General features: G+C 70.9%; 9 protein-coding genes. 7 read left to right on the forward strand and 2 right to left on the reverse strand.

What is annotated here, in order from left to right; all coding sequences use genetic code 11:
* Positions 1-46: 46 nt before the first annotated feature.
* From ACZ5VD_RS03240 to holA, 5 genes are all read left to right on the forward strand, one after another.
* A complete protein-coding gene (locus ACZ5VD_RS03240) occupies positions 47-1,138 on the forward strand; it encodes a ComEA family DNA-binding protein (RefSeq protein WP_468680427.1) in 1,092 nt (363 codons plus the stop codon).
* Positions 1,135-3,867, forward strand: a complete 2,733-nt coding sequence (locus ACZ5VD_RS03245) for a ComEC/Rec2 family competence protein (protein ID WP_468680429.1) — start codon at positions 1,135-1,137, stop codon at positions 3,865-3,867. Before ACZ5VD_RS03240 ends, ACZ5VD_RS03245 begins: the two co-directional genes overlap by 4 nt.
* Before the next feature lie 4 nt (positions 3,868-3,871).
* On the forward strand, positions 3,872-4,744 hold the full coding sequence (locus tag ACZ5VD_RS03250; protein ID WP_468552732.1) for an arylamine N-acetyltransferase family protein: 873 nt from the start codon (positions 3,872-3,874) through the stop codon (positions 4,742-4,744).
* Between the two features lie 33 nt (positions 4,745-4,777).
* Entirely contained in the window at positions 4,778-5,023 is a 246-nt protein-coding gene (locus ACZ5VD_RS03255) for a hypothetical protein (protein WP_468680430.1), read from the forward strand.
* A gap of 206 nt (positions 5,024-5,229) precedes the next feature.
* On the forward strand, positions 5,230-6,219 hold the full coding sequence (gene holA, locus ACZ5VD_RS03260; RefSeq protein WP_468552734.1) for a DNA polymerase III subunit delta: 990 nt from the start codon (positions 5,230-5,232) through the stop codon (positions 6,217-6,219).
* Positions 6,220-6,710: 491 nt separating this feature from the next.
* Here the strand turns inward: holA and rpsT are convergent, their stop codons facing one another.
* Positions 6,711-6,977, reverse strand: coding sequence for a 30S ribosomal protein S20 (gene rpsT / locus ACZ5VD_RS03265; protein WP_468552735.1), 267 nt, complete (start codon positions 6,975-6,977; stop codon positions 6,711-6,713).
* 236 nt (positions 6,978-7,213) lie between these two features.
* On the opposite strand from rpsT, the gene lepA reads away from it, so the two are divergent.
* Positions 7,214-9,082 carry a translation elongation factor 4 gene (lepA, locus tag ACZ5VD_RS03270; protein WP_468552736.1) on the forward strand — a complete coding sequence of 623 codons (1,869 nt, stop codon included), beginning with the start codon at positions 7,214-7,216 and terminating at the stop codon, positions 9,080-9,082.
* A gap of 189 nt (positions 9,083-9,271) precedes the next feature.
* Entirely contained in the window at positions 9,272-11,146 is a 1,875-nt protein-coding gene (locus ACZ5VD_RS03275; protein ID WP_468552737.1) for an AMP-dependent synthetase/ligase, read from the forward strand.
* Between the two features lie 104 nt (positions 11,147-11,250).
* On the opposite strand, the gene ACZ5VD_RS03280 is transcribed toward ACZ5VD_RS03275, so the two are convergent.
* Entirely contained in the window at positions 11,251-11,820 is a 570-nt protein-coding gene (locus tag ACZ5VD_RS03280; protein WP_468552738.1) for a response regulator, read from the reverse strand.
* Positions 11,821-11,832: the final 12 nt, after the last annotated feature.

Genomic DNA, 11,832 nt, shown 5'->3' on the forward strand with positions numbered 1-11,832 from the left:
CGACCAAGATCATCGCGGACGGATCGATGTGTCCGATCCTCTGCGCATGGCACTTCGATCACGATCACATCCGCATCCGCGCACACCGCACGCGACCAGTGGCCCGGGACGTGCGCCCGCCTCTGACGGACGCACCCGCCACCGCCGCACGCCCGCTCTCGGCCGTGCCCGACACCGACATGCCTCCGCGGACGAACTCAGGCGGAGGGCAGAGGCGTTGTTCGCCGACCGAGCGGGGGAGTGGCGGGAGTCGGGGAAGGGACCGCCGGGTGGGGGCGGGGAGGAGACGGGGGAGACGGGCGTCGGTATCGGCGAGTCCGAGGCCGGGTCCGAGGCCGGATCCGAGTCCGGGTTCGGGGAGTCCGACGGCGGCTTCGGGGAGACCGAGGTCGGTTCGGGGGATGTGGGGCGGCGGCGGAGCTGGGGTGGGCTCGCGCTGCGGGAGCGGATGCCGGTGTGGGTGCAGACGAGGTGTGGTCTGGAGCGGCGGAGTGTGCTCGCGCTCTCCGTGCTGCTCGTCGTCGCCGCGGTGTTCGCCGTGCAGCACTTCTGGGCGGGCCGCACGGAGGCCGTCCGAGCGCCCGAGGTGGTGCGTGCGGCGGCACCGTACGAGGAGGGGCGGCAGAGCGGTGGGTCGGCGGCGCCGGCCGGCTCACCCGGTGCACCGAACGCCGTGGGGACGGCCGGGGCGGAGATCGTCGTGGACGTCAGCGGCAAGGTTCGTGAACCGGGCGTCCACAGCCTTCCGGCCGGTTCGAGGGTCGCCGACGCGTTGCGCGCGGCCGGTGGGGTGCGGCCCGGCACGAAGACCGACGGTCTCAACCGGGCCCGGTTCCTGGTGGACGGCGAGCAGGTCGTCGTCGGCGCAACGGCTGCCGCGATGCCCGGCACGGGAGGTGCGGGCGTCGGCGGCCAGGCCGGCTCGGTGACGGGGGCGGCACCCGCGGGTCCCGTCTCCCTCAACACGGCCACGCTGGACCAGCTCGACACACTGCCGGGCGTCGGCCCGGTACTGGCACAGCACATCGTCGACTACCGCACCCAGCACGGCGGTTTCCGCTCGGTGGACGAACTGCGTGAGGTCAACGGCATCGGCGACCGTCGCTTCGCCGACCTGCGGAATCTCGTACAGCCATGAGGCGCTCTCCCATGAGGCGTTCTCCTCTGGCCACGAGGCAGACCTCCGGCGCGCCCGGCGCCCACGGCAGTCCCGACCCCGGGCCCGCCTCCACCGTTCACGCGGCTTCCGGGAACCGGCTGGGGGACGCTCACCCACGGCAGGAAGGCCCGACGGATCTACGCCTTGTGCCACCCGCCCTCGCGGCCTGGGCGACGGCCGCGTCGATGCTGGACGCCCCGCCTCAGTGGGTGACCATCCTCGCGGTCGTGTGCCTTGCCGTGGGCGTCGTCCTCCTCGTGTCCCTGCGGGCGCGTGTCCGAGCCCCGCGTGTCACCTGGCCGCGGGCTTCGGCCGCCGCCGTGCTGCTCTGCGTCGGAGCGGCCGCGGTGTCCGCGGGGCTCCACGGGGCCGATCTGAGGCGAGGGCCGGTGCCCGCGCTGGCACGGGAGTACGCCACCGTGACCGCCGAGGTCGAGGTGACCTCGGATCCCCGGCTCACCCGGCCCCGGATCACGGGGAACCATGCGGCACCGGTCTCCGTGCTGATCAACGGCGAGGTCCGACGCGTCGAGGCGGTGCGCGGATCGGTGCCCGGGCCGGCGCTCGGCTCGGTGCACGGCACGGCGACGGGGTCAGCGCCCGCGTCGGCGGTGGTGACGCGCACGCCGGTGCTGATGATCGTGGATGTGGACGAGGGCCGGAGCGGGGGCGGAGGTGGGAGCGGGAGCGGGGGAGTCGGTCGAGGTGGTGTCGGGGCGCCGGTACCGCCGACATCAGGGCCGGCGCAGGCTTCCGATGGCGGGCCGGGGCGGTCGCCCTGGTTGGGACTGTTGCCGTCCACGCGGTTGCGGGTGACCGCGCGGCTGGCGCCCGCCATGGGCGGCGGTGACCGGGTCGCGGCGGTGCTGCGGGTGCGGGACCGGGCGGTGCCGGAGGTGGTGGCGGAGCCGTCGGCGGCGCAGCGGTTCGCGGGCCGGCTGCGGGCGGGGCTGCGGGAGGCCACGGCCGGGCTGTCGACGGACGCGCGGGCGCTGCTGCCGGGGCTGGTCGTCGGGGACACCGCGCGGATCACTCCGGAACTGGACGAGGCCTTCAAGGAGACCGACCTCGCACACACCCTGGCTGTCTCCGGCAGCAACCTCACGATCATCCTCGCCCTGCTCCTCGGTCCGCCCGGTATGGCCCAACTCGCCGAGCGCCGTGGACTCGCGCCCCGCCTGGGCATCTCGCTGCGGGCCACCGCGCTGCTCGGCGGGGTGCTCACCCTGGGGTTCGTCGTCGTGTGCCGGCCGGACCCGAGTGTGCTGCGGGCCGCGGCCTGCGGGGCCGTCACACTGCTCGCGCTCGCGACCGGACGCCGGAGGTCACTGATCCCGGCGCTGGCGACGGCCGTCCTGCTGCTGGTGCTGTACGACCCATGGCTGGCCCGGAGTTACGGCTTCCTGCTCTCCGTCCTGGCAACCGGCGCCCTCCTCACGCTGGCGCCGCGCTGGAGTCTGGCGCTGCGGCGGCGCCGGGTTCCGCCGCGGTTGGCCGAGGCGCTGGCGGCTGCGGCAGCCGCGCAGGCGCTGTGCGCTCCGGTCGTGGCCGTGATGTCGGCGCGGGTGAGTCTGGTGGCGGTGCCGTGCAACCTCCTGGTGGAGTTCGCGGTCGCGCCGGCCACGGTGCTGGGCTTCGCGGCGCTGGCGACGGCGCCCGTGCTGATGCCGGTGGCCAAGGGCATCGCCTGGTGCGCGAGTTGGCCTGCCGAGTGGATCGCGGAGATCGCCCGTACCGGGGCGTCACTGCCCGGTGGGGGAGTGGACTGGCCGGGCAGTTGGGCCGGGGCTGCGCTGCTGCTCCTGGTCACCGGGGCCGTCCTGCTCGTCGGCCGAAGGCTGCTGGGACATCCCTGGCTCTGTGCGGGCTGCGCGCTGCTGGCCCTGCTGGCGGTCGTGCAGCCGCCCCCGCTGACCAGGGTGATCACGGGCTGGCCGCCGCCGGGCTGGCGGCTGGCGATGTGCGACGTGGGACAGGGCGACGCGACGGTGCTCGCGGCGGGCGAGGGCGCGGGTGTCGTCGTGGACGCGGGGCCCGACCCTGCGCTCGTCGACCACTGCCTGCGCGCGCTCGGCATCACCAGGATCCCGCTGGTCGTGCTGACCCACTTCCACGCCGACCATGTGGCGGGGCTGCCCGGAGTGTTGAGAGGGCGGTCGGTCGGGGCGATCGAGACGACCGGCTACGAAGAGCCCACGGACCAGGCCGAGTTCGTGCGGAGGGAGGCGGCGGCCCGGCGCGTTCCCCTGACTCGGGGGGTGGCCGGTGAGCAGCGGCGGACCGGGCCGCTGTCCTGGGAGGTGGTGTGGCCGCCGCCGCGCGCTGCGGCGGAACCGGAGGGACCGAACGACGCGAGTGTCGCGATGCTCGTGAGATCGGCGGGGCTGCGGTTCCTCCTGCTCGGCGATCTCGAACCCCCGGCACAGCAGAAGCTGTTGAGGTCCCCCGCGGGAGCACGGCTGGGCGGGATGGACGTACTCAAGGTCGCCCACCATGGATCGGCCTATCAGGATCCGGAGCTGATGCGCAGGGTGGCACCGCGGCTGGCGCTGATCTCCACGGGTGCCGACAACTCGTACGGACACCCCGCTCCGAGCACGGTCGCGGCGCTGCGGGCCGGGGGTGCGGCGGTGTTGCGGACCGACAGGGACGGGTCGCTCGCGGTCACGGGTTCGGGCGGCGGGGAGCTGGGGGTGGCGCGAGACTGAAGCCATGAATTCCGCACAGGTTGACGCCTATCTCCGCCGCCTGGGAGTCGAGCCGTCTGCGTGGCCCACCGGCACCGGCACCGATAAAGACATAGGCCCCGACACGGGTACCGGCACCGGCCCTGGAGTCGGTGCCACCATCGACGTGCTGCGCGATCTGCATCTGCGCCATCTGCGGACCGTGCCCTTCGAGAACCTGTCGATCCACCTCGGGGAGGAGATCGTGCTGGAGGAGGAGCGGCTGTTGGACAAGGTGGTGGGGGCGCGGAGGGGAGGGTTCTGTTACGAACTCAACGGCGCGTTCGGGGCGTTGCTCACCGCGCTCGGCTTCGACGTCACGCTGCTCGCGGGGCGGGTGTATGGAGAGGACGGGCGGTTGGGCATTCCGTACGACCATCTCGCGCTGCGGGTGCGGACGGTGGACGGGGGCGAGTGGCTGGCCGACATCGGGTTCGGGGCGCACAGCCACTATCCGCTGGAGTTCGGGGCGCGAGGTGAGCAGGAGGATCCCGGCGGCAGGTTCCGGATCGTCGAGGCGGGACCGGACGCGGCGGATCTCGAGGTCGTGGTGGGCGACAGGGCTCAGTACCGGCTGGAGACGAGGCCGCGGGTGCTGGGGGACTTCGTGGCCGGGGCCTGGTGGCACAGCACCTCGCCGCGGTCGCACTTCACGCAGTCCCTGGTCTGCTCGCGGGTCACGGAGGACGGCGGGCGGATCACGCTCAGCGGGCGACACTTCAAGGCCACGGCGGGGGACGGGACGCGGGAGGAGCGTGAGCTGGGGACGGACGAGGAGGTGCTGGCGGTGTACCGGGAACGATTCGGGGTGGAGCTCGACCGTGTGCCGGTGGTGCGCGGTGCGAAGAAGGGAGAGTGACGTCGGGCGGGCGGGGTGGCTGACAATGGCTCCGTGAGTGATGTGAGACATGTGCTGGTGCTGCCCGACCGGGACGCGGCGGAGGAAGTGGCCCAAGCGCTGCGGGAGCGGTTCGGGGTCGACGAGGAACCGCGGCTGGTGCGTGACGCGCTGGCCGGGGAGGACGACGCGGAGGACGCGCAGTGGCTGGTCGTGCTGCGCGATGACGGGGAGCGGTTGGATCCGCGGGAGCTGGACGAGTTCGCCGGGGAGTGGGACGGGTGGCGGGAGGAGCCGTAGCCCGCGGGAGGAGCCGTGGTCCGCGCGAGGCGGAGGAACCCCGGGGTGGCGGGGTAGCCCCGCGAGGTGGGGTGGCCCGTGAGGCAGGGAAGGCCCGCGAGGTGGGGAGGGCTCGTGCGTGGGCGTGGACCCGCGTACACGCACGCGTCCACCCGTGCTCCGGCGCGCGGACCTCGTTGTCAGTGGCCCGTGCCATGCTGTACGCGATGGCCAGGAAGAGTGCTGATGACGACCTGCTTGCCCCTGTGACGCTTGCCGTCGGTCAGGAGGAGCTGCTGCTCGACCGTGCCGTGCGGGAGGTGGTGGTGGCGGCCAAGGCGGCGGATGCCGAAACGGACGTGCGGGATCTGACCTCGGACCAGTTGCAGCCCGGGACGCTCGCGGAGTTGACCAGCCCGTCGCTCTTCTCGGAGCGCAAGGTCGTCGTCGTCCGCAACGCGCAGGATCTGTCGGCCGACACGGTCAAGGACGTGAAGGCGTATCTCGGGGCGCCCGCCGAGGAGATCACGCTGGTGCTGTTGCACGCGGGCGGCGCCAAGGGCAAAGGGCTGCTGGATGCCGCGCGCAAGGTGGGGGCGCGGGAGGTGGCGTGCCCGAAGATGACGAAGCCGGCGGACCGGCTGGCGTTCGTGCGGGCCGAGTTCCGGGCGATCGGGCGGTCCGCGACGCCGGAGGCCTGCCAGGCGCTCGTCGACTCGATCGGGAGTGATCTGCGGGAGCTGGCGTCAGCGGTGTCCCAGCTCGCTTCCGATGTCGAGGGGACCATCGACGAGGCCGTCGTCGGGCGGTACTACACCGGGCGGGCCGAGGCTTCGAGCTTCACCGTCGCCGACCGGGCGGTGGAGGGGCGGGCGGCCGAGGCGCTGGAGGCGCTCAGGTGGTCGCTGGCCACGGGCGTCGCGCCGGTGTTGATCACCAGTGCGCTGGCGCAGGGCGTACGGGCGATCGGGAAGCTGTCGTCGGCGCGGGGCGGGCGGCCCGCGGATCTCGCGCGGGAGCTGGGGATGCCGCCGTGGAAGATCGATCGGGTGCGGCAGCAGATGCGGGGTTGGACGCCGGACGGGGTGGCCTACGCGTTGCGGGCTGTGGCCGAGGCCGACGCGGGGGTGAAGGGCGGGGGGGACGATCCCGAGTACGCGCTGGAGAAGGCTGTTGTGGCGATTGCGCGGGCGGCGCGGTCCAGGGGGCGGGGGTAGCGCTGCGGGCGGGGGTGAGTTTCGCCCTCGCCGCCCCTTCCCGTCCCGTCCTCAGGGGCTCCGCCCCTGACCCCGGGCGGGGACTGCGTCCCCTGCACCCCTCGCGGGGCTCTGGCCCCGTACCCCGCTGGGGCTGCCGCCCCAGGCCCCGCTTCGGCCCTGAAGGGGCCTCGTCCTCAAACGCCGGACGGGCTGAAGAGGGCTGGCCCGGCGTGAAAGCAGACTGAGTGCGACCAACCCCGGAGCGAGACCAGATCAAGTGTGGTCGACCCCGAGTGAGGCCCGGGCCGAGTGTGGTCGGGGGGCGGGTGAATGGCGAAAGCCCCGCCGGCTGTCCTGGGGAAGGGCAGTCGGCGGGGCTTTCGGTTGGTGCAGGGGTGAGTCCGTGCCCGCGTGGCGAACGCAGGTCGCGCACAGACTCGGGGTGCCGGACGGGAGCGGAAGAGAGGGCCCGCTCGATTCCTGCCGGCGGTTCAGATCAAAGAAGAGGTTCAGCCCTTGAGGGAGGTGACCTTCGAAGCAAGCGCCGACTTCTTGTTGGCGGCCTGGTTCTTGTGGATGACGCCCTTGGAGACGGCCTTGTCGAGCTGACGCGCGGCAGCGCGCTGGTACTCGGTGGCCTTCTCGGTGTCACCCGCGGCAGCGGCCTCGCGGGCCTTGCGGATCGCGGTCTTCAGGGAGGACTTGACGGCCTTGTTGCGCAGCCGGGCCTTCTCGTTGGTCTTGATCCGCTTGATCTGGGACTTGATGTTCGCCACGAATGAGCCTCTACAGGTTCAGGCACGGGGCCACTCGGGTCCCGTACCGATGATTTCCAGAAGATGTGCCTCGTGCTGAGAGGGCATGAGACACAGCTACCCAGACTAGCAGTGGGCGTCCGAGTGGCCCAAACCGGTCGCCGGTCCCCGCCCGTGGGACCATGGAGGTCTACGTATCGATCCGATCCGACCCGAGACCGCAGACACTGCGGACGCCTCAAGAATCAGGACCCTGCGTGCCCGCGATCCCTAGCCATGTGCCCGAGCCGAGCCGTACCGACCCGGCCCGGATCCGCAATTTCTGCATCATCGCGCACATCGACCACGGCAAGTCCACGCTCGCCGACCGGATGCTCCAGCTGACCGGCGTCGTCGACCAGCGGCAGATGCGTGCTCAGTACCTCGACCGCATGGACATCGAGCGTGAGCGCGGAATCACGATCAAGTCACAGGCGGTGCGTCTGCCGTGGGCCCCCACCCACGACAAGGGCGACACGCACATCCTGAACATGATCGACACCCCGGGTCACGTCGACTTCACCTATGAGGTCTCGCGGTCGCTCGCGGCCTGCGAGGGCACCGTGCTCCTCGTCGACGCCGCCCAGGGCATCGAGGCCCAGACTCTCGCCAACCTCTACCTGGCGATGGAGAACGACCTCAAGATCATCCCCGTACTGAACAAGATCGACCTGCCGGCCGCCCAGCCGGAGAAGTTCTCCGAGGAGCTCGCCAACCTCATCGGCTGCCAGCCCGAGGACGTGCTCAAGGTCTCGGCGAAGACCGGCATCGGTGTGGACGAGCTGCTGGACCGGGTCGTCCGTGACGTCCCGGCCCCGGTCGGCGTCAAGGACGCCCCCGCCCGCGCGATGATCTTCGACTCGGTCTACGACTCCTACCGGGGCGTGGTCACCTACGTCCGCGTCATCGACGGCCAGCTCAACAAGCGCGAGCGCATCAAGATGATGTCGACCGGCGCCACGCACGAGCTCCTGGAGATCGGCGTCTCCTCGCCAGAGATGACCTCGGCCGACGGCATCGGCGTCGGCGAGGTGGGTTACATCATCACCGGCGTGAAGGACGTCCGTCAGTCCAAGGTCGGTGACACCATCACCAGCAAGGACAAGGGCGCCACCGAGGCCCTCGGCGGGTACAAGGACCCCAAGCCGATGGTCTTCTCGGGTCTGTATCCGCTGGACGGTTCCGACTACCCCGACCTGCGCGAGGCGCTGGACAAGCTCCAACTCAACGACGCGGCCCTCGTCTACGAGCCGGAGACCTCCGCGGCGCTGGGCTTCGGTTTCCGTGTCGGCTTCCTGGGGCTGCTGCACCTCGACGTCATCCGTGAGCGCCTGGAGCGCGAGTTCAACCTCGAACTCATCGCCACCGCGCCCAACGTGGTCTACCGCGTGATCATGGAGGACGGGAAGGAGCACACGGTCACCAACCCGAGCGAGTTCCCCGAGGGGAAGATCGACAAGGTCTTCGAGCCGGTCGTCCGGGCCACGATCCTCGCTCCCAGCGAGTTCATCGGCTCGATCATGGAGCTGTGCCAGACCCGGCGCGGCACCCTCCTCGGCATGGACTACCTCTCCGAGGACCGCGTCGAGATCCGCTACACGCTCCCCCTCGCCGAGATCGTCTTCGACTTCTTCGACCAGCTGAAGTCGAAGACGCGTGGGTACGCCTCCCTGGACTACGAGCCCACCGGCGAGCAGGACGCCCAGCTGGTGAAGGTCGACATCCTGCTCCACGGCGACCGCGTCGACGCCTTCTCCGCCGTCACCCACAAGGACGCCGCGTACGCGTACGGGGTGCGGCTCGTCGCCAAGCTGCGCGAGCTGATCCCGCGCCAGGCCTTCGAGATCCCCATCCAGGCCGCCATCGGCTCCCGGGTCATCGCCCGCGAGACCATCCGCGCCATCCGCAAGGACGTCCTCGCCAAGTGCTACGGCGGTGACATCTCCCGTAAGCGGAAGCTGCTGGAGAAGCAGAAGGAAGGCAAGAAGCGGATGAAGATGGTGGGTTCCGTGGAGGTTCCGCAGGAGGCGTTCATCGCCGTCCTGTCCAGCGACGAGAACGCGGGATCCGGCAAGGGCAAGAAGTAGCCGCGCGGGACGCCTGAATTCCGGGGCCCGTCATGCGTCAGCGTGGCGGGCCCCGGGCTCTTGTTCAGGTGTAAGTGACCCTCTGTTGCCTCTTACGCGGGGGCCGGTCGCCCTTTACTCTGTCCCTGCCCGATAGTTACTCGCGAGTTAAACAAGCCAGCCGCACTGCCGCGGGCCCCGGAGGATGTCGTGAGCGACACACAGACACTGATCGAGAACCGCCCGCCGACCGTGGCGGCCCTCTTCCTGGAGCGCGTGGCGGCCACACCGGACGCCGAGGCATACCGTTATCCGGTGCCCGCGGCCTCCGGCGAGGGGCCGGACGACTGGAAGTCGCTGAACTGGGGACAGACCGCCGAGCGGGTCTACTCCATCGCCGCCGGGCTGATCGAGCTCGGCGTACAGCCGGAGCAGCGGGTCGCCCTCTCCTCCTCGACGCGGGTCGAGTGGATCCTCGCGGACCTGGGCATCCTGTGCGCCGGCGCCGCCACCACCACGATCTACCCGCAGACCAACGCCGACGAGTCCGCGTTCATCCTCGCGGACTCCGGCAGCAGGGTCCTCTTCGCGGAGAACGCCGAGCAGCTCGCCAAGGCGCGTGAGAAGCGCGCCGAGCTGCCCGACCTCACCCACATCGTGGTGATCGACCCGGCCGGCGCCGAGACCGGTGACTCGGTGCTCACGCTCGCCGAGCTGGAGCAGCGCGGCGCCGCGTACCTGGAGAAGAACCCCGACCTGATCAAGGAGAAGGTCGGCGCGATCACCAGGGACCAGCTGGCCACCCTCATCTACACCTCGGGCACCACCGGCCGCCCCAAGGGTGTCCGGCTCCCGCACGACAACTGGTCGTACATGGCGAAGGCCATCGCCGCGACCGGGCTGGTCAGCGCCGACGACGTGCAGTACCTGTGGCTGCCGCTGGCGCACGTCTTCGGCAAGGTGCTCACGTCCGGGCAGATCGAGGTCGGGCACGTCACCGCCGTCGACGGCCGCGTCGACAAGATCATCGAGAATCTTCCGGTCGTGCAGCCGACGTACATGGCGGCCGTCCCGCGCATCTTCGAGAAGGTCTACAACGGGGTCGCCGCCAAGGCCCGGGCGGGCGGCGGCGCCAAGTACAAGATCTTCCAGTGGGCCGCCGAGGTCGCCCGCGAGTACGCCAAGGTCACCCAGGACAACTTCCGGCACACCGGCACGGCCTCGGCGCCCTTCGGGCTCTCCGCCAAGCACAAGGTCGCCGACGCGCTGGTGTTCGCCAAGATCCGTGAGGCGTTCGGCGGCAACCTGCGGGCGTGCGTCTCCGGCTCGGCCGCGCTCTCGCCCGAGATCGGCTACTTCTTCTCCGGCGCCGGCATCCACATCCTGGAGGGCTACGGCCTCACCGAGTCCTCCGCCGCCTCCTTCGTGAACCCCGGCGAGGCCTACCGCACCGGCACGGTCGGCAAGCCGCTGCCCGGCACGGAGGTCCGGATCGCCGACGACGGGGAGATCCTGCTGCGCGGCCCCGGCATCATGGAGGGCTACCACGGGCTGCCCGAGAAGACCGCCGAGGTCCTGGAGTCGGACGGCTGGTTCCACACCGGCGACATCGGCGAGCTGTCGCCCGACGGCTATCTGCGGATCACCGACCGCAAGAAGGACCTCATCAAGACGTCCGGCGGCAAGTACATCGCGCCCGCCGAGGTCGAGGGACAGTTCAAGGCGGTGTGCCCGTACGTCTCCAACATCCTGGTGCACGGGGCCGACCGGAACTTCTGCACGGCCCTGATCGCGCTCGACGAGCTGTCCATCCAGGCGTGGGCCGACGAGAACGGGCTGACGGGGAAGCCGTACGCGGAGATCGTCGCCGCGCCGGTGACGGTCGCGATGGTCGAGGGCTATGTGAAGCAGCTCAACGAGGGGCTGCAGCGCTGGCAGACCATCAAGAAGTTCCGGCTGCTGCCGAGGGACCTCGACATCGAGCACGGTGAGATCACGCCGAGCCTGAAGCTGAAGCGGCCGGTGGTGGAGCGGGAGTACAAGCACCTGATCGACGAGATGTACGCGGGCTCACGGGAGGCGTAGCGCCTCGGTGGAGGGGGGCGGGGGACTGCTCGGCGATCGGCGGTTCGGCGTGGCTGTCGCGCCCGCGCGGCGGAGCCGCACGTCGATCCAGCCCCGCCCCCCGGTCAGGACACGCGTGCCCTGGCCATCAGTTCGCGTAGCTCCCTCACCTGTGCGCGTAGCGTCGGCAGATCCGCGGCGTCGGTCAACTGCGCCTCCAGGGAGGCCAGTCGGGTGCTCATCTCCCCGAAGTCCGCGTGCTCCTGCGCCAGCAGCCGCTCCAGTTGCTGGTTCTTGCGGTGCAGGTCGAGGAAGACGGTGACCTTCGCGCGCAGCACCCACGGGTCGAACGGCTTGGTCAGGTAGTCGGCGGCACCGGTCGCGTAGCCCCGGAACGCGTACCCGGTGTCGTCCTCCGCGCCGGTCAGGAAGATGATCGGGACGTCCTTGGTCTGGTCGAGCCGTTTGATGTTCGCGGCGGTCTCGAAACCGTCCATGCCCGGCATCCGGATGTCCAGCAGGACCAGGGCGAACGGTCGGCGCAGCAGTGCCTTCATCGCCTCCTCGCCCGAACGCGCCCGGACGAGCGGTTCGTTGAGGGACCCCAGGATGGCCTCCAGGGCGATCAGGTTGTCCTCCATGTCGTCGACCAGGAGGATGCCCGCGCTCTCTTCGGTCGTTGCCTCAGCGCTCATGTGACCGGCCTC

The sequence above is a fragment of the Streptomyces sp. NPDC032822 genome, assembly GCF_055578825.1.

Bases quoted from the DNA above. Each gene is read 5' to 3' on its own strand.
- ACZ5VD_RS03245 (WP_468680429.1), top strand. From the start codon at position 1,135: ATGAGGCGCTCTCCCATGAGGCGTTCTCCTCTGGCCACGAGGCAGACC.
- ACZ5VD_RS03240 (WP_468680427.1), top strand. From the start codon at position 47: ATGGCACTTCGATCACGATCACATCCGCATCCGCGCACACCGCACGCG.
- ACZ5VD_RS03250 (WP_468552732.1), top strand. From the start codon at position 3,872: ATGAATTCCGCACAGGTTGACGCCTATCTCCGCCGCCTGGGAGTCGAG.
- holA (WP_468552734.1), top strand. From the start codon at position 5,230: ATGGCCAGGAAGAGTGCTGATGACGACCTGCTTGCCCCTGTGACGCTT.
- ACZ5VD_RS03280 (WP_468552738.1), bottom strand. From the start codon at position 11,820: ATGAGCGCTGAGGCAACGACCGAAGAGAGCGCGGGCATCCTCCTGGTC.